The organism is Peptoniphilus sp., assembly GCF_034090345.1.
GTDB lineage: Bacteria > Bacillota > Clostridia > Tissierellales > Peptoniphilaceae > Peptoniphilus.
Map to the genome: position 1 here is coordinate 1 of NZ_JAXDSS010000112.1, position 20,287 is coordinate 20,287.

General features: G+C 33.0%; 19 protein-coding genes and 2 other annotated features. Of the genes, 18 read left to right on the forward strand and 1 reads right to left on the reverse strand.

Annotation, left to right across the window (positions count from 1 at the left end):
• Positions 1-696 precede the first annotated feature (696 nt).
• The 3 genes from trmB to SOR77_RS08525 are packed head-to-tail and all read left to right on the forward strand — an operon-like array spanning position 697 to position 2,935.
• Entirely contained in the window at positions 697-1,332 is a 636-nt protein-coding gene (gene trmB, locus SOR77_RS08515) for a tRNA (guanosine(46)-N7)-methyltransferase TrmB (protein WP_320636684.1), read from the forward strand.
• A gap of 11 nt (positions 1,333-1,343) precedes the next feature.
• On the forward strand, positions 1,344-2,663 hold the full coding sequence (locus SOR77_RS08520; RefSeq protein WP_320636685.1) for a sodium-dependent transporter: 1,320 nt from the start codon (positions 1,344-1,346) through the stop codon (positions 2,661-2,663).
• Positions 2,664-2,683: 20 nt separating this feature from the next.
• Positions 2,684-2,935: a kinase to dihydroxyacetone kinase gene (locus SOR77_RS08525; protein WP_320636686.1), complete on the forward strand. Its 252-nt coding sequence runs from the start codon at positions 2,684-2,686 to the stop codon at positions 2,933-2,935.
• A gap of 67 nt (positions 2,936-3,002) precedes the next feature.
• Here the strand turns inward: SOR77_RS08525 and SOR77_RS08530 are convergent, their stop codons facing one another.
• A complete protein-coding gene (locus SOR77_RS08530; protein ID WP_320636687.1) occupies positions 3,003-3,155 on the reverse strand; it encodes a hypothetical protein in 153 nt (50 codons plus the stop codon).
• A gap of 90 nt (positions 3,156-3,245) precedes the next feature.
• On the opposite strand from SOR77_RS08530, the gene hflX reads away from it, so the two are divergent.
• The 15 genes from hflX to ygfK form a co-directional block, all read left to right on the forward strand.
• The gene (hflX, locus tag SOR77_RS08535) at positions 3,246-4,508 is read left to right on the forward strand and encodes a GTPase HflX (RefSeq protein ID WP_320636688.1); all 1,263 of its coding nucleotides are present in this window, start codon (positions 3,246-3,248) and stop codon (positions 4,506-4,508) included.
• Positions 4,508-5,143 (forward strand): YigZ family protein, encoded by a 636-nt coding sequence (locus tag SOR77_RS08540; protein ID WP_320636689.1) that lies wholly within the window; start codon positions 4,508-4,510, stop codon positions 5,141-5,143. The genes hflX and SOR77_RS08540 overlap by 1 nt, the downstream gene beginning before the upstream one ends.
• Before the next feature lie 9 nt (positions 5,144-5,152).
• Positions 5,153-5,866: an NAD(+) synthase gene (nadE, locus tag SOR77_RS08545; RefSeq protein WP_320636690.1), complete on the forward strand. Its 714-nt coding sequence runs from the start codon at positions 5,153-5,155 to the stop codon at positions 5,864-5,866.
• A gap of 25 nt (positions 5,867-5,891) precedes the next feature.
• The gene (locus tag SOR77_RS08550; RefSeq protein WP_320636691.1) at positions 5,892-6,398 is read left to right on the forward strand and encodes a GNAT family N-acetyltransferase; all 507 of its coding nucleotides are present in this window, start codon (positions 5,892-5,894) and stop codon (positions 6,396-6,398) included.
• Between the two features lie 76 nt (positions 6,399-6,474).
• Positions 6,475-6,712 (forward strand) — a binding site (T-box leader).
• 142 nt (positions 6,713-6,854) lie between these two features.
• Positions 6,855-7,832 (forward strand): ABC transporter substrate-binding protein, encoded by a 978-nt coding sequence (locus SOR77_RS08555; protein ID WP_320636692.1) that lies wholly within the window; start codon positions 6,855-6,857, stop codon positions 7,830-7,832.
• Between the two features lie 47 nt (positions 7,833-7,879).
• Positions 7,880-8,090, forward strand: a binding site (T-box leader).
• A gap of 43 nt (positions 8,091-8,133) precedes the next feature.
• Positions 8,134-9,108, forward strand: a complete 975-nt coding sequence (locus SOR77_RS08560) for an ABC transporter substrate-binding protein (protein WP_320636693.1) — start codon at positions 8,134-8,136, stop codon at positions 9,106-9,108.
• Positions 9,109-9,120: 12 nt separating this feature from the next.
• Positions 9,121-10,014, forward strand: a complete 894-nt coding sequence (locus SOR77_RS08565) for an ABC transporter permease subunit (protein ID WP_320636694.1) — start codon at positions 9,121-9,123, stop codon at positions 10,012-10,014.
• Positions 10,007-10,771: an ABC transporter ATP-binding protein gene (locus tag SOR77_RS08570; RefSeq protein WP_320636695.1), complete on the forward strand. Its 765-nt coding sequence runs from the start codon at positions 10,007-10,009 to the stop codon at positions 10,769-10,771. The genes SOR77_RS08565 and SOR77_RS08570 overlap by 8 nt, the downstream gene beginning before the upstream one ends.
• A gap of 96 nt (positions 10,772-10,867) precedes the next feature.
• On the forward strand, positions 10,868-12,256 hold the full coding sequence (locus SOR77_RS08575) for a uracil-xanthine permease family protein (protein WP_320636696.1): 1,389 nt from the start codon (positions 10,868-10,870) through the stop codon (positions 12,254-12,256).
• A 466-nt stretch (positions 12,257-12,722) separates the two neighbouring features.
• Positions 12,723-13,406 carry a transcriptional regulator gene (locus SOR77_RS08580; RefSeq protein ID WP_320636697.1) on the forward strand — a complete coding sequence of 228 codons (684 nt, stop codon included), beginning with the start codon at positions 12,723-12,725 and terminating at the stop codon, positions 13,404-13,406.
• Positions 13,407-14,597: a knotted carbamoyltransferase YgeW gene (gene ygeW, locus SOR77_RS08585; RefSeq protein ID WP_320636698.1), complete on the forward strand. Its 1,191-nt coding sequence runs from the start codon at positions 13,407-13,409 to the stop codon at positions 14,595-14,597. It abuts the gene before it with no gap.
• 14 nt (positions 14,598-14,611) lie between these two features.
• Positions 14,612-15,925 (forward strand): YgeY family selenium metabolism-linked hydrolase, encoded by a 1,314-nt coding sequence (locus tag SOR77_RS08590; RefSeq protein WP_320636699.1) that lies wholly within the window; start codon positions 14,612-14,614, stop codon positions 15,923-15,925.
• A gap of 77 nt (positions 15,926-16,002) precedes the next feature.
• Positions 16,003-16,935, forward strand: coding sequence for a carbamate kinase (arcC, locus tag SOR77_RS08595; protein ID WP_320636700.1), 933 nt, complete (start codon positions 16,003-16,005; stop codon positions 16,933-16,935).
• 109 nt (positions 16,936-17,044) lie between these two features.
• Positions 17,045-18,247: a diaminopropionate ammonia-lyase gene (dpaL, locus tag SOR77_RS08600; protein ID WP_320636701.1), complete on the forward strand. Its 1,203-nt coding sequence runs from the start codon at positions 17,045-17,047 to the stop codon at positions 18,245-18,247.
• A 141-nt stretch (positions 18,248-18,388) separates the two neighbouring features.
• The coding region (ygfK, locus tag SOR77_RS08605) for a putative selenate reductase subunit YgfK (protein WP_320636702.1) at positions 18,389-20,287 on the forward strand (1,899 nt) is incomplete at its 3' end.

Sequence of the window (20,287 nt, forward strand, 5' to 3'; positions counted from 1 at the left end):
GAGCGTAGTTGTCGACGAATCTTATAGCTACTTGCAAGTTTCGCATGGCGACATGTGGGAGAGAAAGCAATAGCGAAATCGTGGCTTGACGGACAGAAACAGGATACAAGTCGTAACAGGTGTGAAAGCCGGCTAAAACTAATAAAGATCCAAAAGGCAACTGTAAATCCAATGTGTAAATCCTGCAAGTAAACGATGAAAGTATTAGGGCTTGTCCCGTGAGGTCTCACTAGCGATACAGCAGCAACAACGAATAGTGAGAAGTCAGCAGATGCCATAGTATACATAGATGCAGAAGGACTTAATAATATTAATTGCAGTATTTGAAGGACTATAGTTATGATTTGATGGAATACAAGAATAGGCGTATCCAATTCTCAAGGTTCTAATGATAGAAGAATAAAGTTAAAGTAAATAAATAGTACAGTACAAGAAAATATTGAACCGCCCGTTACCAAACGGTAAAAGGTTAGCCAGTACTCGATTATTTTTAATTATTTTTTGCAAATAATAAATTTTATTTATATTGTGACATTAACAATTGTAAATTTGTCATATTCAATTGAAAAAGATACTTATTTATGGCATAATGAGAAATGCAAGTTGATAGTATATTGCTTTAAATGGGAAAAGAATCTATGTCGAATCTAAATTTATTAAGAGCAATGTACTGAGATTTAAATTTAAGGAGAAATAATGAGACTTAGAAAAAAACATTGGGCTATTCCTGAAATGGAACAGAACCCATATATATTTTTTGAGCCTGAAGTATACAAAGGTAAATGGAAGACTGTATTCGGGAATGAAAATCCAATACATCTTGAAATTGGTTCAGGAAAGGGAAGTTTTATAACTAAGATGTCAAAAAGGGAGCCTAATATCAATTTTATAGGCATTGAAATGGAAACTAATGCATTTGCATATGCAGCGAGAAAAATTGCTGAAGAAGAATGTTTTAATGTGAGGGGAATTTCAATCAATGCTGAAAAGGTTGAGGGAATCTTTGAAAGGGGAGAGATAGAAAGGATATACATAAATTTTTGTAATCCTTGGCCAAAGAAAAGACATCACAAGAGAAGATTAACTCACAAAAGATTTTTGGACAGATATAAAAATATATTAAAGTATGGTTCGGAAATAGTTTTAAAGACTGATGATAGACCATTTTTTGAAGACACTATTGAATATTTTAAAGAGAGTGGTTTTGAGCTTACTAATTGCACATTTGATATGAAACTTGAAGATTATCCTGAAAATATTGTTACAGAATATGAGTCAAAATGGAGATCTAGAAATATACCTATTTGTCATTTGGTAGCAAAGTATAAATAGGAGGTTTGTATATGGAAAATAAAAATAGAACTTTTAGTTCTAAAATAGGATTTATTTTAACAGCTGTTGGTTCGGCAGTTGGCATGGCAAATGTATGGGGATTTCCATATAAGTTACAACAAAATGGTGGGGGAGCTTTTTTATTAGTGTATCTATTTTTTGTTTTAGTCTTTGGATATGTTGCTCTGTCTGCAGAATTTGCAATAGGAAGAAGAGCTAACACCGGTACATTGGGGGCTTATGAATATGCTTGGAATTCGAGAAATCTTGGAGCTGTAGGTAAGTTTATAGGTTTTTTACCTTTGATAGGGTCTTTGTGTATCGCACTTGGATATGCTGTAATCATCTCTTATGTTGCAAAGGCTTTGGGTCAATCTATAACCGGTACACTTATGAGTGTTGATTCAGGGGAATGGTTTGAACAGTTCTCAGGAATGGATTACTCTGTAGTTCCTTATCATGCAATTATTTTATTTGTAACTTTACTTACTTGTATAAAGGGTGCGGATTCAATAGAAAGATCAAATAAGATAATGATGCCTGCATTTTTTGTGTTATTTTTAATTTTAATGGTTAGAGTTGCTATGATTCCGGGAGCTATTGATGGATATGTTTTTATGTTGAAACCTGATTTCTCAAAAGTTTTAAATGTGAACACAATTGTAACTGCAATGGGACAAGCATTTTTCTCTCTTTCAGTTACTGGTTCAGGGATGATAGTTTGTGGTGCATATCTTTCAAAGTCTGAAGATATAGTCGATGCAAGCAAACAAACTGCAATATTTGATACCGTAGCAGCTATGGTTGCAGCATTTGTAATGGTGCCGGCTGTGTTTGCGTATGGAATGGATCAAGCTGGCGGACCGGGACTTTTATTTGTTGTTTTACCTAAGATATTACAAGATATTCCCGGGGGAAGAATATTTGCGATAGTTCTATATACTGCTGTAATTTTTGGGGGGATATCCTCTCTTCAAAATATGCTTGAAGTAGTTACAGAATCTTTGATTCATAAATTTCCAAAGTTAAAGAGAAAGTCTGTCTTGGCTTTTCTTGGGCTTCTTTTATTTGGAATAGGTGTAAATATGGAACCTATAAGTAAATGGGGACCTTGGATGGATCTAGTTTCTATCTATATAATTCCAATAGGAGCTACAATAGGTGCTGTTTCATGGTTTTGGATTTTGAAGAAAAGAGAATTGTTAGAAGAAATAAATACTTCATCTAAGAAAAAATATGGCGATTTATGGTACAACATAGGTAGGTATCTGTATGTTCCTTTTGCTATAATAATTTGTTTTATGGCATTGGTATATAAAGTCGCTTTTTAATTTTAGAAAGAAGGATTGTAATGATAGAATTTAGATATGATACACAACTTTTAATTGAAGGTAAAAATTTAAGTGAAGAAAAAATAAATGACTATTTTGTAAATAATTTCAAAGGGGATTGCCTTCTTGTCGTTGGAGATGATGAACTCATAAAAATTCATTTTCACACAAATGAACCTTGGAAAGTTTTAGAATATTGTTCAACCCTTGGTGAAATATTTGATATAGTTATCGAAGATATGGACAGACAGGCAAGAGGCCTACAAGGATAGATAAAAATAGCTCGTAAATGGTAACATCTACGGGCTATTTTTTAATTGAAGAAGTTTAATTATATAATTACATATATTTTCCAAATTTATTTCTAGCTTTTATTCGGGTGTTTAAATATATAATTTTAGCAAGTCGTTTAGTTGGGAATAGACTTTTTTTACCGGTAACTTTTGCAATTACAGCTTTTTTAGCACTTTTTAACAATAATTTTTTTAACATAGTACACCACCTTTAATACATTTATACCACTTTAACATAAATTTAATACAGAATTTAGCTAATTGGTTATAATTATTGTATAATGTCATTATGGAAAATAATATAAATAACAAAATAGAAAGAGTAATAATAGTTGGAACGGACATAGGGGCTAGACCTCATAGTCTGGCGACTTCAATAAATGAGCTAGAAGAGTTGGTAAAAGCAGCAGGGGCTGAAGTTGTGGGAGTGGTAACTCAAAATATAGATAAGTACTCTCCAAAGTTTTTAATTGGTACAGGAAAATTACAAGAAATAAAAGATATGATACCAAAGCTTGAGGCCAATGTAGTTGTTTTTAATGACGAACTTTCAGGTGTGCAACTTAGAAATATAGAAGATGAATTAAAGGTAAAAATTTTAGATAGAACAAACCTTATACTTGATATATTTGCAATACGTGCTTCAACTTATGAGGCTAAATTACAGGTTCAATTAGCTCAATTAAGCTATCAATTGCCGAGGCTTTTGGGGATTGATGGTTGGTCCAGAACTGGGGGAGGAATTGGAACAAGAGGACCGGGGGAACAGATAATTGAAACTGACAGGCGTAGAATATTAAGAGAAATTCAAACCATAAAGGAAAAGTTGAAAAAGGCGGAGAAGACCAGAGAAACTCAAAGAACCGGCAGAAAAAATTCAATGATTCCTATAGTTTCTTTAGTTGGATATACCAATGCAGGGAAATCTACCATCTTAAATAGAATAAAAATTTCAGATGCAAAAGAAGTATTTGTAAAGGATATGCTTTTTGCGACTCTTGACCCAAGTTCAAGAAAGGCAAAACTGTTAAATGGAATGGACTTTATAATTTCAGATACGGTTGGATTTGTATCTAAATTGCCTACAAAACTTGTAGAAGCATTTAAGTCAACTCTTGAAGAAATAAAACATTCAGATTTAATACTACATGTAATAGATGCTTCAAACGAAGATTTGGAAATTCAATATAAGACCACAATGGATATACTAGAAGAACTTAAAGTTGATAGAAGTAGAATCTTAACTGTGTTTAATAAAATGGACAGAGTAGGCGGAGATCTGATGATAAATCCAAGGCATGGCGAAAATAGGATTTATATTTCAGCTACGCACGATCAAAGTATGGAAAAACTCTTAAAAGCGATAGAGGAAAACTTACCTGAAAGATTTTATAATGTAAAACTTTTAATAGGATATGCCGATTCAGATACATTGTCGGAAATTTTGAATAAACACAATCATGAAAATTTAGAATACAGAGAAGATGGGGTTAGTCTTGAAGTAGTGTTAAGTGAAGCTGAATTTAGAAAGTATGAAAGGTTTGTTATGTGATGTTTTTAAGTATATTTAAAAATGGACGGGATGAATTTATTGAGAAGAAATCTAAATTTATAGGACATAGCTTCATTGTTCACAGCGAAGAAGAAGCTCTTGAAAAAATTGAAAAGATAAAGGCAGAGTATAGAGATGCAACTCATAATTGTAGCGCTTATATAATTGGAGAAGACAGACTTATTCAAAGGTATAACGATGACGGAGAGCCTTCCGGGACGGCAGGCATACCAATGCTTGAAGTTTTAAAAAAAGAAGAACTAACCAATGTTTTGGTGGTTGCGACCAGATACTTTGGGGGTACTTTGCTAGGAGCGGGAGGGCTGGTAAGAGCCTACACTAAGACGGCAAAAGTGGCAATAGATGCAGGGATAGTTGTGTCTATGATTGAGCATGAAGAAATTGCGTTTTCGTATGACTACACTTTTCACGGAGCAATAACTAATTATCTAATAAAAAATGAATATATAATTTTAAATGAAAATTATACAGACAAAGTTGAAGTGACTTTGCATAAAAGATTAGATGATGACAAACTTGTAAAAGATATGATGAATATGACGGGCGGGGGAGTTAGTTATGAAGTAAAAAATATCATCTTATTGCCGGTCAAGGGAAATAAAATACTTTATTAAGAGGGAATTATGAAAAGAGAAATTGAAGATGTAGTAAAATGGATGAGAGAAACAGTTGAAAACGCGGGGGCAAAAGGTCTTATATTGGGACTGAGCGGAGGAATAGATTCAGCGGTAGTTGGAGCACTGGCAAAACTTGCATTTCCAGATACGACATTGGGTTTGATTTTACCTTGTGAGAGCGATGAAAATGATGAAGCAGACGCAAGACTAGTTGCTGAAGCGATAGATTTAAAAATTGAAAAAGTTGACTTAACTCAAACTTATAGACAGTTGATATCAAGTTCATTTAATTCTGAGAATAAAATGGCTAGATCAAACATAAAACCACGTCTTAGAATGACAACTCTCTATTATTATGCACAAGATTTAAGGTATTTAGTTTTAGGAAGTTCAAATGCTTCTGAATTTTACATTGGATACTATACAAAGTATGGAGATTCAGGGTCTGACTTAATACCTCTAGCTGAATTTTTAAAAGACGAAGTTTATGAGCTGGCAAGAGAACTTGGGATACCAAGTAAAATTATAGATAAAGAGCCATCTGCGGGACTTTGGGAAGAACAGACAGATGAAAAAGAAATGGGATTTAGCTATGCTATTCTAAATGCTCACATCAGAGGAGAAAAAGCTGCTGGAGAAGTTGGCGAAAAAATAGATAGGATGCACAAAAATTCTGAACACAAGAGAAAATTTGCCTCAATTTACAAGAGAAAAAAGTAAATGGTAAGTAAGTTGATTTTAAAATATGAAATTCATAAAAGCTACAATAGCTGATTTACCAAAGATAAACACAATATATGGAGAGCTTGTAAAAAAGATAGAAAGTGATGGGATGAATTTTTGGAATGAAGAATATCCTTTTTGTTTTTTAGAACAAGATATCTTGGAGCAATCTCTCTATTTGTTAAGAGATGGAGAAGAAATAATATCTTGTATAAAAATAAGTCCAGAAAGAAGTATGTCAGAGGGAATTGAATGGGGGGAAATGAATAAAAAAATAATATATTTTTATAGATTTGGTGTAAATGTTAAGTATCTAAATAAGGGCTTTGGATTTAAGACCATTGAATGTGCAAAAAAAGTAGCAAAGGAAATGGGCGGAGAATGTATAAGATTTTTAGTAATTAGAGAAAATATACCGGCTATAAACTTATATATAAAAAACGGCTTTACACAAGTTCCAGGTATGTACAAAGAGGTCATAGACGAAAAATATACTTTTCACGAATATGGATTTGAACTTATGATTTAGAATATAACAATTTATTATCTATAGATAATAAATTAAAAAACTTGTTGACATCAATTGTACTTTAAAGTAGAATACATTTAAAGCTGAGAAAGAGAAAAAGATATGTATCTTTATCAAAGAGAGTCGGGGTTGGTGAGAGCCGATATAAAGTAAGTATGTAATATTCACTCTTGAGCTTAATGGTAGAAATTTTAAGTAGACTGTTACGGCGGCCACCGTTATCTAAGGCAAGGCGTTTATTGACGCTAGTGAGGTAATCTATACATAAAGTTAGATTATAAAATTAGGTGGTACCACGATGCTTCGTCCTATGTAGGACGGAGCTTTTTTTATTATCTAAAATTGTATATTGCTGCTGTAAGAATTAAAAATGTATTTTAAAGAGCTTTAAGGCCTTAGCTCATACAAAATAAATTTAAAACTTAAAAATTTTAAGAGTGTATTTAGGAGGGAAAAATGAAAAAGTTATTATCGCTACTAGTTCTTTTGTTGCTAGTTGGTTGTCAAAGTAGTAAACCAGCTGAACAAGCTGCAGAAGGTGGAAAAGACAGTGGAAAGAAAGTTAAAGTTGGAATTGTACAATTTATGGATCACGTATCATTAGATGCAGCAAGAGAAGGATTCATCGAACAACTTAAAGAAAGTGGAATTGATGCTGAAGTTATTGAACAATCTGCAAATGGAGATATGTCTCTTACTAACACAATTGCTCAAAGCTTAAAAGCGGATGGCGTGGATTTAATCTATGCAATTGCAACTCCAGCTGCACAAGCTGCCAAAAATACTGTGACAGATATTCCGATTGTTTTTAGCGCAGTAACAGATCCTATAGGTGCTGAACTTGTAAAAACATTTGAAAAACCTGATTCAAATGTAACTGGGGTTTCAGATTATGTAAGTAGTGAAGCTCAAATTGATAGCTTCTTGAAAATATACCCTAACATAAAAACTTTTGGAGTGATTTATAACACATCTGAGCAAAATTCTTTGGTGCAAATAGAAGAATTAAAGGGGAATTTATCCAAGAGGGGAATTGAACTTGAAACTGTTGGCGTAAGTGCAGTAACTGATATTCCTCAAGCTGTTGCTTCAATAGCGCCTAAGATTGATGCATTGTTTGCTCTAACAGATAATTTAGTGGCAAATGCTGCTCCTATTGTTTCTGATACTCTTATAAAGAGTAAATTGCCATCACTATCAGCAGAAGAAGGACAAGTTAAAAATGGTCTGTTGATGAGTGAAGGGGTTAATTATAAAGAACAAGGAAAGCAAGCAGGTAGAATGGCTGTAAAAATTTTAAATGGAGAACAAGTTGATGATATTCCTGTTGAATTAAATGAAGTTAATACAAAACTTGTAAATGTAAAAACTGCTGAAGCATTAGGTGTAGACTTAAATGCAGATAGTTTTAAAGATGCAGAAAAAATTCAATAATTAATCTTGACTTTAAACTGATATAGTACTATAATTCATATTAATTTAAAAAGCCTATTGAGGAAAGAAAGAAATGCAAGGTTAATCACAGAGAGTCGGACTGAGCTGAGAGTCGATATTAAACGGTATTTTAATACATTCCTCAGGCTATCTATTGAAATAACAGTAAGTAGATACGTGTCTGTCGTTACCGGAAAAGAGATGTAGCAAATGCTATAATCAGGGTGGTACCGCGGAGTTTAGTCCTTCGCCCCTCATACTGGAGGGGTTGAAGGGCTTTTTTATTAAGGAGGAAAAAGAGATGAAAAAATTATTATTAGTACTTATCAGTTTAGTGTTAGTAGGATGTGCAAACACAGAAACAAAGAATTCTAAAGTTGAGAATTCAAATGGAGATAAAGTTAAAGTTGGAATTATACAATTTGCAGAACACGTTGCACTTGATAGAGCCAGAGAAGGTTTTGTGGAAGAACTGAAAACTTTGGGAGTAGATGCCGATTTTGAAGTTGTAAATGTGCAAGCGGATATGAGTCTTATTCCGACAACTGCCAAAAAGTTTGAAGGAGATGGAGTAGATTTAATCTATGCGATTGCTACTCCGGCAGCACAAGGAGCTCAAAGTGCTGTAAAAGATATTCCGATAATATTCAATGCAGTAACTGACCCTGAAAGTGCAGAGCTTGTAGCAAGTAATGAGAACCCGGGTGCAAATGTGACAGGAGTTTCAGATTACTTTTCAGTAGAAACTCAATTAAATAAATTTTTAGAAATTTTCCCTGAGACAAAGAGCATAGGGATTCTATACTCAACAGGAGAAGTAAATTCAGAAGCACAGATAAAAGAAATAAAAAGTTTTGCCGATAAAAAAGGAATAGAGATAGTTGCACAAGGACTTAGTACAACTAACGATGTTGCTCAAGCAATAAATTCTTTAGTGCCTAAAATTGATGCATACTTTGCAATACAAGATAATTTAGCATCATCAGCGGCAACTACAATTTCAAAAGTATTGATGGAAAATAAAATTCCTTCTTTAGCTGGAGAAGAAGGACCGGTTGAAAATGGAATGTTATTAACTGATGGAATTGATTACAACATACTCGGAAAAGAAGCGGCTAAGATAGCTAAAAAAATAGTAGATGGAGAAAAGACATCTGACATACCGGTAGTATTTTTACAAGATTCAACAAGAGTTGTTAATAAAAATACAGCTGAAGCTTTAAATATTTCTGATAGAAAAGATTTATTTGAAAGAGCAAAAGAAGTAAGTAAATAAACGGAGGAAAAAATGTTAGAAAGACTATTGCCGGTTTTTACGGCATCTGTAGAAATGGGATTAATATTTGCCCTATTGTCAATAGGAGTCGTAATCACATATAAGATTTTAAGAATAGCAGATTTATCACTTGAAGGGACATTTCCTTTAGGAGCATTCATATTTGCAAGATTTGTAACTCAAGGAATGAATATATATGTTGGAATGGCATTTAGTTTTTTAGGAGGACTATTGGCAGGTTGGATAACATATCTACTTTATAAAAAGTTAAAGATAGAAGCATTATTAGCAGGTATATTGACCATGACAATTCTATACTCTGTGAATTTAAAAATAACTGGAAAGGCAAACATACCTCTTATAAACAGCGAAACTATTTTTACAAAATTTCCAAATGTTCCGAAGATAGTGTTATTAGGAATAATAGTGATATTAGTTAAACTAGCCCTTGATTATTTTTTCAAAACGGAAAAAGGATATCTTCTATTTGTTACAGGAGATAACGAATCATTAGTGAAATCATTGGGACAAAACCCTGACTTTTATACAATGTTCGGACTTATGATTTCAAATGCGATAATAGCCTTTAGTGGAAGTTTAATGGCACAATACAATGGGTTTGCAGATGCAGGGATGGGAGCGACAATGATAGTAACAGGACTTGCTTCTATAATAATTGGAGATACTTTTTTAAGAAATTCAAATAGATTGGGAGTTACTACAAGAGCCATTATAGGTGCAATAGCATATAGATTAATAGCAGGACTTGCGCTTTACAAAGGGCTTGACCCACAAAGCTTGAAAATGGTAACAGCACTTATTGTAATACTTTTTATTGCATACAATAATGCAACGGCGACTTACGGATTAAAATTTATACAAAGTAGGAGGAATAAAAATGCTTAGTATAAGAAATTTGAGCAAAACTTTTTACGCATCAACGCCGGAAGAAAATAGGATATTTGATGATTTTTCACTTGATATAGAAGAAAATAAATGCACAACAATTTTGGGCCCTAATGGATGTGGAAAGAGTACTTTGTTTAATATGATAAGTGGAGCAATTGATGTCGATAATGGTAGCATAGATTTAAACGGAGTGGATTTGACTAAGCTTTGTGAAAAAGATAGAGCAGTATATATCGGAAAAGTAAGCCAAGATCCATCAAAAGGAGTTAGCCCATCATTAGATATATTAGAAAATATGGCGCTATCTTTGAAAAAATCTGAGAAATTTTCGTTTGCAAGGTTGTTGAGAAACACGGACGTAAATTTAATAGTAAATAAATTGAAAGAAGTTGACTTAGGACTTGAAAATAAATTAAAAACAAAAGTGAAATTTCTTTCAGGCGGTCAAAGACAATCGCTATCACTTTTGATGGCAACTTTAAAGAAACCATCACTATTACTACTAGATGAACATACAGCAGCCTTGGACCCTAAGACTTCTAAAATAATAATGGATAATACAGCAAACCTTATAAAAAGAGAAAAAATCACTACTTTGATGATTACACATAATTTAAAAAATGCTATTGATTATTCTGATAGAATAATTATGCTAAATAAAGGTAAAGTTGTATTAGATGTAAAAGCTTCTGAGATAACAGAAGATGAATTAAATAGGAAATACAACGAAAATATAGAAAGAAGCATAGCGTAAATAAATATAAATAATAACTAACTCCAGTGAAAACTGGAGTTTTTGGTTGATATGAGTACTTAATAACGATAAAATATTAACATAAGGGGGGTTTATATGATAAAAAATAACAATAATTCGCTGTTTGATTTAGATGGACAACCAAGTTTCAATAGGTCGTTTCCTATAGCTTTGCAACATTTATTGGCTATGATTGTAGGGAATAGTCTTCCGGCACTTGTCCTTGCAAATGCTCTTAAGGGAACGCCGCATGAAATAGCTCCAGAACAATCTATCTACATCATACAAGCTGGAATGTTTTTAGCTGCAATAGCTACAATGATACAACTCTATCCTGTTTTAAAATTCGGTGCAAAATTACCGGTGATTATGGGGGTTTCATTTTCCTACATACCTATTTTATTACAAATAGGATTAAAATATGGAATGCCGGCTGTTTTTGGCGCTGAAGTTGTAGGCGGATTTGTAGCTATAATAGTTGGTATGTTAATTGGGAAGATAAGAAAGTTTTTCCCGCCGATAGTTAGTGGCACAGTAGTGTTGACAATTGGATTGTCACTATATTCTGTTGCAATTGGATACATGGCAGGTGGAAATGGCAATCCTATGTATGGAAGTATTTACAACTGGGGAGTTGCAATTTTGACATTGATTGTAGTTTTAATATGTAATATGTATGGAAAGGGGATAATTAAGTTAGCTGCAATTCTAGTGGGAATGTTAGTAGGTTATATAGTTTCTATTATTCTAAATTTAACTATTGCCCCAGGGTTTATTAATTTTACAAATGCACAAAATGCAGCTTGGTTTACACTTCCCAAAATTTTACCTATGGGAATAGAGTTTGTACCATCCGCATTATTTGTAATGTCCATAATGTTTATTGTGAACTCAGTGCAAGCAGTTGGAGATTTATCTTCAACAACTATAGGAGGGCTGGATAGAGAAGCTACTGATGTAGAAATCTCAGGAGGAATAACGTCTATGGGACTATCTTCTATATTAGGTGGATTTATGGGTTCTCTTCCTACAGCTACATATTCACAGAATGTTGGTATAGTATCCATGACCAAAGTTGTAGCTAGAAAAGTTTTAGTAATCACTGCTGCAATGATTTTAATAGCAGGATTTATACCAAAATTTGGAGGGGTTATGATGTCAATACCTCAATGTGTAATTGGCGGAGCTACTATTTCAGTTTTTGCACAGATAACTATGAATGGTATGAAGCTTATAACTTCTGAAGAGCTTTCAGTTAGAAACTCTACTATAGTGGGTTTGGGAATTGCACTTGGAATGGGAATCAATTCAGTAAAACCGGCAACTGAATTGTTAGAAGCAGCTCATCCTACAATTCATATGATACTAACTTCATCTCCTGTAATTTTGGCTACAATGGTTGTTTTCTTTTTAAATATAATTTTACCTAAGAAGACTATTGAAGAAGAACAGAGAGAAAGAGAAGAAATAGATAAGTGTAATTAATAAATAGTAATTTCCTAAAATAAATAAAAAAGTCGCTTTCAATGATATTTGCAGATTACCAAGTAAAAGCAAATATGAACAAATCTAAAAAGGCGATTTTTTTATTACTAAAATTTATTGAGAAATACATTATTATTAAATTAATAATTTTGTTTTATTAAAATGGCTAAAAGCAAACATTTAAATTAGAAAATAGTAATAAGATATGAAAAATAAAGATAAAATTCTAACATTTAAAATTGAACGCTTTAGTTAACTATGATATACTATTTTTTGATTAAACATGGTATAAGAATACGTTTATTAATCAATAAAAAATTATACCAATAAAAAATTATTTAAATCAACTTGAAAATGCAAAAATTTTATTAAAATTATAAAAAATCTAAATTTATAAAAAAAATTTCTTAAAAAAGTTGATTTTTAGAAAAAAATATTATAAAATAAACTTAAGAGGAGTGAGAAGTTGAATAAATTAGAAAAAAATCAACTTTTAAAATCCTACATACCTTATGTGGATTTCATGGCAAATGTGACAGGGAAGAAATGTGAAGTAGTGCTTAGGAATTTTCATGAAGGAGAAAGCGATATCATCTATATAGTAAATGGTCATCTTTCAGGCAGAAAAGTGGGAGATTCTATAACGGGATATGCACTTAAGAAAATAATGAAAGCTGATTATAAAAGTAACAATTATGTTACCAATTATATAATGATAAATGAAATCAACCAAAAAGTTTTCAGAGCTTCAACTTACTACATAAAAGAAGCTGGTGAGTTAATAGGTCTTATAAGTATCAATTATGATCTTACTGATTATTTGAAATTTAGAGATTTTTATAACGAAGCTGTACTATATGGTATAGAGGAGTCACCTGAATCTAATAGTAAGGACTATTTTGGAGATTCATTAGATGATATAACAGAAGCCGTCATACATAATGTACTAATCTACTGGGACAGATCGATACCAATAAGACACATTTACCACGACGAAAATCCAATAAGACAGATGTACAACCTAGGAGTGTTCAAGTACAAAGGTGCTGTGAATAAGGTTGCTGAAATGCTGGACATTTCAATTCAAACAATTTATAGGTATATCAAAAATATTGAGAGCTCTAATGAGCGAGTAAAGAAGGAGAAATAAATGGAATTTAAAGATTTGATAGGAAAGCTTGATGATTTAAACTTTGAAAATTTATACCAAGATGACTTTTTACTAACTTGGGATAAAAGCGATGAAGAATTGGAAGCTGTATTTGTAGTAGCTGATGCTATTAGAGAATTAAGAGAAAATAATAAATCTGCTAAGATTTTTGATTCCGGATTAGGTATCTCAATTTTCAGAGATAATTCTACAAGAACAAGATTTTCATACGCATCTGCTTGTAACTTATTAGGACTTGAAGTTCAAGATCTTGATGAAAAGAAATCTCAAATAGCTCATGGAGAAACTTTACTTGAAACAGCTAACATGGTTTCATTTATGGCTGATGTTGTAGGTATCAGAGACGATATGTACATCGGACAAGGACATGAATACCAAGTTGAATTTGCTGAATCAGTTCAAAGAGGATATGAAGAAGGAACGCTTAACCAAAGACCTACTTTAGTATCTCTACAATGTGATAGAGATCACCCAACTCAAATGATGGCTGATACACTACACTTCGCAAACTATTTTGATGGACTTGAATCATTAAAAGGTAAGAAAGTAGCTCTTACTTGGGCTTATTCTCCTTCATACGGAAAACCGTTATCTTGCCCACAAGGTGGTATAGCGCTTTGGTCAAGACTTGGTATGGACGTTGTACTTGCTCATCCGGAAGGATATGAAGTAATGGAAGATATCGTTGAAATAGCTAAGAAGAATGCTGAAGAATCAGGCGGATCTTTCACAGTAACTAATGACATGGCTGAGGCTTTTAAAGATGCTGATATAGTATATCCTAAATCTTGGGCACCTTTTGCAGCAATGGAAAAGAGAACTAACCTTTACTCAGCAGGTGACTTTGATGGAATCGATGAATTAGAAAAAGAATTATTAAAACAAAATGCAGAACACAAAGACTGGACAGTAACTGAAGAATTAATGAGTACAACTAAGGACGGAAAAGCTCTTTACTGTCACCCACTTCCAGCTGATATAACTGGTGTATCAACTGAAGAAGGAGAAGTTGAAGCTTCTGTATTCGACAGATATAGAAAAGACCTTTACCAAGAAGCTAGCTACAAACCATATATAATTGCAGCTATGATATTCTTACAAAAGATAAAGAATCCTAAGGCAAAATTAGAAGAACTTTGGAACGCTGATACTCCAAGAATTAACAAATAAGGAGAGTTATAAATATGTTAGATTTTGAAGCAATAAAAGAAAAAGCAAAAGAATATGAACCTGATATGGTAGCTTTCTTAAGAGATTTAATTAGACTTAAGGGAGAATCTTGTGAAGAAGGCGATAAAGCTAAGAGAATTAAAGAAGAAATGGAAAAACTTGGATTCGATAAAGCTTGGATCGACGGACAAGGAAATGTTCTTGGTGAAATGGGGACTGGAGAAGTTCAAATAGCATTTGACGGACATATTGATACAGTAGGTATCGGTAATATTGACAACTGGGAATTTGATCCTTACGAAGGATTTGAAGATAAGGACTTAATAGGCGGACGTGGTGGTTCTGACCAATTAGGTGGACCGGTTTCAGCTGTTTATGGTGCTAAAATCATGAAAGATTTAGGTCTTTTAAATGACAAGTACAGAGTTCTAGTTACAGGTACAGTTCAAGAAGAAGACTGTGATGGAAACTGTTGGTTATATATGATTGAACAAGAAGGGATCAAACCTGAATTTGTAGTTTCTACAGAACCGACTGATGGTGGTATCTATAGAGGACAAAGAGGAAGAATGGAAATTAGAGTTGAAGTACAAGGTGTTTCTTGTCACGGTTCTGCTCCGGAAAGAGGAGAAAATGCTATTTACAAAATGGCAGAAATCCTTAAAGAAATCGAACAACTTAATGAAAACCCGGCTGATGATTCAGTAGAAATCAAAGGTCTAGTTAAGATGTTAGATGAAAAATACAACCCTGAATGGAAAGAAGCTAGATTCTTAGGAAGAGGAACAGTAACAACTTCACAAATATTCTTCACATCTCCTTCAAGATGTGCAGTAGCTGACTCTTGTGCAATTTCATTAGACAGAAGAATGACAGCTGGTGAAACTTGGGAATCTTGTATAAAAGAAATTGAAGATTTACCGGCAGCTAAAAAACACAATGCAAAAGTTACTATGTATGATTATGAAAGACCATCTTGGACAGGACTTTCTTATAAGCAAGAAGCTTACTTCCCAACTTGGGTAATTCCTGAAGATCACAAAGTTACTAAGGCATTGGAAGAAGCTTACAAGGGTCTTTACGGAGATAAGAGAATTTCTCCTCCAATAATTAAAGAAGAAGAAAAGAGAGCTGCAAGACCACTTACAGATAAATGGACTTTCTCTACAAATGGTGTAGCTATAATGGGTCGTCATGGAATTCCGGTAATTGGTTTTGGACCAGGAGCTGAAGATCAAGCACATGCACCTAACGAAGTTACTTTTAAACAAGACTTAGTAACATGTGCAGCGACTTATGCAGCACTTCCTACTATTTATACAAAATAATTGTTAAGGAAATAAACTTTGAGCTCATGGATTTTTACATGAGCTCTTTTACTTAAAAAATAAAGAGGGATTTTTAAATGAAAAAAATAGTTTTAGCACTTGGTGGAAATGCTCTAGGAGATACTCCGGAAGAGCAAAAAGAAGCAGTAAAAAATACAGCGGTTTCAATTGTAGATTTAATTGAAGAAGGTAATGAAGTAATAGTAGCTCATGGGAATGGACCTCAAGTGGGTATGATAAATTTGGCTATGAGCACAGCTAATGCAACAGATAGCTCTGTACCATCTATGCCTTTCCCGGAATGTGGAGCAATGAGTCAAGGATATATAGGATATCATTTACAAAATGCAATTGGAAATGAATTGGCAAAGAGAAATATTAATAAACCTGTAGTTACTCTAGTAACTCAAACATTAGTAGATAAAAACGACAAAGCTTTTTCAAATCCTACAAAGCCTATAGGAACATTCTATTCAGAAGAAGAAGCTAAAGAACTTGAAGCAACAAAAGGTTACACAATGAAAGAAGACTCTGGAAGAGGATATAGACGTGTAGTACCTTCACCAAAGCCAATTGATATAGTTGAAAAAGAAGCTGTTGAATCACTAGTTGGTAAAGCGGTTATTATCTGCGGCGGTGGCGGCGGAATACCTGTTATAAAAACTGAAAGCGGTTTAGAAGGTGTTGCAGCAGTTATTGATAAAGACTTTACATCAGCTAAGATAGCAGAAGTATTAAATGCTGACTCACTTATAATATTAACAGCTGTTGACAAAGTGGCTATTAACTTTGGAAAAGAAAATGAAAAATGGCTTGATGAACTGTCAATTGCAGAAGTTCAAAAATATATTGATGCAAATGAATTTGGCGCCGGCTCAATGCTTCCAAAAGTAGAAGCTGCAGTTGGATTTGTTAAGAGCAAAGAAGGAAGAGAAGCTCTTATTACATCTCTTGAAAAAGCAAAAGCAGCTTTAAAGGGTGAAACAGGAACTAAAATTATCAACAAATAAAAAATTTTATTAAATTTAAAATAAATGATAAAAAGATAAAATTAATTTGTTATAATAAATATAACAAGTTAATTTTATGTGATAAAGTGATGTTTTTAGGAGGCAAACGATGGATAAATTTAATTTAGTTGAGTTAGAACTAAATAAAGATGAAGTCAACATAGACTTTGTAAACGATGAAGTGGCAAAAAAAGCAATAGAATTTCATAAAAGCTTTCCGCAATATTCTAAAACACCTTTAGTAGAGCTTAAAGATTTAGCAAAAGAAGTTGGGGTTAAATCAATCAATGTAAAAGACGAATCATATAGATTTGGATTAAACGCATTCAAGGTACTGGGTGGAAGTTTTGCAATAGGGAATTATATTGCTCAAAGACTTGGAATGGATATTAGTGAACTTCCGTATGAAAAAATGATTTCGGAACAAATTAAAGAAAAACTTGGTGATGTAACTTTTGCAACTGCCACTGATGGGAACCATGGAAGAGGTGTGGCTTGGACAGCTAATCAATTAGGACAAAAATCTAAAGTGTTCATGCCAAAGGGTTCAGCAAAAGAAAGACTTGAAAATATTAGAAAAGAAAACGCAGATGCTGATATCTATGAATATAACTATGATGAATGTGTAAGACTTGCAGATAAATATGCAAAAGAAAATAATGGAATCATGGTACAAGATACATCATGGGATGGATATGAAGAAATTCCAACTTGGATTATGCAAGGCTACATGACAATGGCTAAAGAAGCTTATGAAGAATTAAAGGAAAAAGGACAAGAGCCAACTCATATATTCCTTCAAGCCGGAGTAGGTTCAATGTCATCAGCTGTAACAGGATACTTCGCAAATGTTATGAAAGATAACATGCCTGTAATTACAATAGTTGAACCAAATCAAGCAAATTGCTTATTTAGAACAGCTAAAGCAGATGATGGAAAACTTCACATTGTAGAAGGAGATATGGATTCAATTATGGCGGGACTTAATTGTGGTGAACCTGTTACAATTGGATGGCCTGTATTAAAGAAACACGCTAAATTCTACTTATCAGTAGATGATTTATATGCAGCTCATGGAATGAGACTACTTGGAAATCCACTAGGAAATGATACTAAGGTTATTTCCGGTGAATCAGGAGCCGTTACAGCTGGTGTTGTACACAAACTTTTGACAGATGAATCATTAAAAGCTGAAAAGGAAAAATTAGGTTTAAATGAAAATTCAGTAGTACTTTGCTTCTCAACAGAAGGGGATACTGATAAAGAAGGATATAGAAGAATAGTTTGGGATGGTCAAAACCCTAGTCTATAAGACTAAATACTTTGTAATTATTTAACGTGAGAACTTGCGCTGTGCGTGAGTTCTCAAAGTAATATTTGTAGGAAAAAATTAGGAATTGTATTTGTAACATTACAAATGTTTTCAGTACATTAAAGTCACAGGAGGATAATTATGAGTGAATTTATGAGACCAATTTCGTTTAAACATCTTATCGAGTGGAGTTTAGAAGAATTTAAAAATCAAGAGACAATCTTCGGAGTACACAAAGACAAATTTTATAGAAATACTAGTGGAAATTATTTAAAAACAGTTTTTGGAGATGAAATAGCAAGTGCTGTAGGTCCTGCTGCAGGTCCTCATTCACAATTAGCACAAAATATAATAGCTTCATATTTGACTGGTTCAAGATTTATTGAAGTAAAGACAGTTCAAGTAATGGATGGAGAACAAATTCAACAAGCTATAGGAAGACCATGTATTTGGGCTGAAGACGAGTGTTATAACTGTGAATGGTCAACAGAGCTTACCGTACAAGAAGCGTTTAATGAATACACAAAGGCTTATTTTGCAATTCAAGTTTTAGCTAAAGAGCTTGGAATATCAGACAAAAAGGACTTTATGTACAATATGTCTGTAGGATATGACCTTGAAGGAATCAAATCTGAAAAAGTTGAAAATTACATAGAAGGATTAAAAAATGCTTCTAATACAGAAATCTTCAAAGAATGTAAAGAATATTTAAGAGAAAACATAGGGCAATTTAAAGAATTTACAGTAGAAGATGTTGAAAAAATTTCTCCTGAAATCTGTCATTCAATAACGCTTTCAACACTTCACGGATGTCCGGCAGCTGAAATAGAAAGCATAGCTAATTACCTGTTAAAAGAAAAGAAATTAAATACATTTATAAAATGTAACCCAACACTTTTAGGATATGAGTTTGCAAGAAATACTTTAGATGAAATGGGATTTGATTACATTGCATTTACAGATTTCCACTTTAAAGATGATCTTCAATATGCAGATGCTATAGAAATGTTCAAGCGATTACAAAAACTTGCAAAATCAGAAAATAAGGCATTCGGTTTAAAACTTACAAATACATTCCCTGTTGATGTAAAGAGAAATGAACTTCCTTCAGAAGAAATGTATATGTCAGGACGTTCACTATATCCACTAACTGTAAGCTTAGCTGCTAAATTATCTAAAGAATTTGACGGCAAGTTACCTATGTCTTATTCAGGTGGAGCAGATGCACTTAATATAAGAGATTTATTAAAGACAGGCGTTCAACCTATAACAATGGCAACAACAATATTAAAACCGGGTGGATATCCAAGATTTAAACAAATTGCAGAAGCATCAGAAGATCTTTTAGCAAAAGAATATAGAGATATCGATGTAGAATATATTACAAGATATGCTAAAGAAGTAGTTGAAGCTAAAGAAAATAATAAACTTTATAGAGAAAAGGTAAAATCAAGAAAGACAGAATCTGAACTTCCTTTAGTTGACTGTTTTAAAGCGCCTTGTAAAGATGGCGGTTGTCCAATCAACCAACAAATACCTGAGTATTTAAAATTAGTTGCAGAAGAAAGATATGATGAAGCTATGAAAGTCATAGCTAATGACAACACAGCTCCTACAATTTTGGGAACAATATGTGCTCATCACTGTCAAACTCACTGTACAAGAGTTGATTATGAAAAATCACTACAAATTAAAGATATAAAACTTATAGCAGCAAATAATGCACAAGATAAGTTTATAGAAGAAATTAAAAAAGTTGATATAAAATCAGACAAGAAAGTAGCAGTAATTGGAGCCGGTCCAGTTGGTATAGCAGCAGCTTCTTATTTGAGAAGAAATGGTGTTGATGTAGTTGTATTTGAAAAACTTTCAAAACCATACGGAATTGTAAGTCATATAATTCCTGAATTTAGAATTTCTGATGAAATGATAGAAAGAGACTTCAGAATTGCTGAAGCTCAAGGAGTTGAATTCAAATTCAACACAGAAGTAACTCAAAGCTACGAAGAACTTAAAAAAGATTATGACTATGTAATAGTG

What these genes read in the sequence shown, in the direction of transcription:
- SOR77_RS08575 (WP_320636696.1), top strand. Translation starts at nt 10,868, where the DNA reads ATGATAAAAAATAACAATAATTCGCTGTTTGATTTAGATGGACAACCA.
- SOR77_RS08520 (WP_320636685.1), top strand. Translation starts at nt 1,344, where the DNA reads ATGGAAAATAAAAATAGAACTTTTAGTTCTAAAATAGGATTTATTTTA.
- SOR77_RS08590 (WP_320636699.1), top strand. Translation starts at nt 14,612, where the DNA reads ATGTTAGATTTTGAAGCAATAAAAGAAAAAGCAAAAGAATATGAACCT.
- SOR77_RS08525 (WP_320636686.1), top strand. Translation starts at nt 2,684, where the DNA reads ATGATAGAATTTAGATATGATACACAACTTTTAATTGAAGGTAAAAAT.
- SOR77_RS08560 (WP_320636693.1), top strand. Translation starts at nt 8,134, where the DNA reads ATGAAAAAATTATTATTAGTACTTATCAGTTTAGTGTTAGTAGGATGT.
- SOR77_RS08550 (WP_320636691.1), top strand. Translation starts at nt 5,892, where the DNA reads ATGAAATTCATAAAAGCTACAATAGCTGATTTACCAAAGATAAACACA.
- trmB (WP_320636684.1), top strand. Translation starts at nt 697, where the DNA reads ATGAGACTTAGAAAAAAACATTGGGCTATTCCTGAAATGGAACAGAAC.
- SOR77_RS08565 (WP_320636694.1), top strand. Translation starts at nt 9,121, where the DNA reads ATGTTAGAAAGACTATTGCCGGTTTTTACGGCATCTGTAGAAATGGGA.
- SOR77_RS08570 (WP_320636695.1), top strand. Translation starts at nt 10,007, where the DNA reads ATGCTTAGTATAAGAAATTTGAGCAAAACTTTTTACGCATCAACGCCG.
- SOR77_RS08540 (WP_320636689.1), top strand. Translation starts at nt 4,508, where the DNA reads ATGTTTTTAAGTATATTTAAAAATGGACGGGATGAATTTATTGAGAAG.
- dpaL (WP_320636701.1), top strand. Translation starts at nt 17,045, where the DNA reads ATGGATAAATTTAATTTAGTTGAGTTAGAACTAAATAAAGATGAAGTC.
- arcC (WP_320636700.1), top strand. Translation starts at nt 16,003, where the DNA reads ATGAAAAAAATAGTTTTAGCACTTGGTGGAAATGCTCTAGGAGATACT.
- nadE (WP_320636690.1), top strand. Translation starts at nt 5,153, where the DNA reads ATGAAAAGAGAAATTGAAGATGTAGTAAAATGGATGAGAGAAACAGTT.
- SOR77_RS08555 (WP_320636692.1), top strand. Translation starts at nt 6,855, where the DNA reads ATGAAAAAGTTATTATCGCTACTAGTTCTTTTGTTGCTAGTTGGTTGT.
- SOR77_RS08530 (WP_320636687.1), bottom strand. Translation starts at nt 3,155, where the DNA reads ATGTTAAAAAAATTATTGTTAAAAAGTGCTAAAAAAGCTGTAATTGCA.
- ygeW (WP_320636698.1), top strand. Translation starts at nt 13,407, where the DNA reads ATGGAATTTAAAGATTTGATAGGAAAGCTTGATGATTTAAACTTTGAA.
- hflX (WP_320636688.1), top strand. Translation starts at nt 3,246, where the DNA reads ATGGAAAATAATATAAATAACAAAATAGAAAGAGTAATAATAGTTGGA.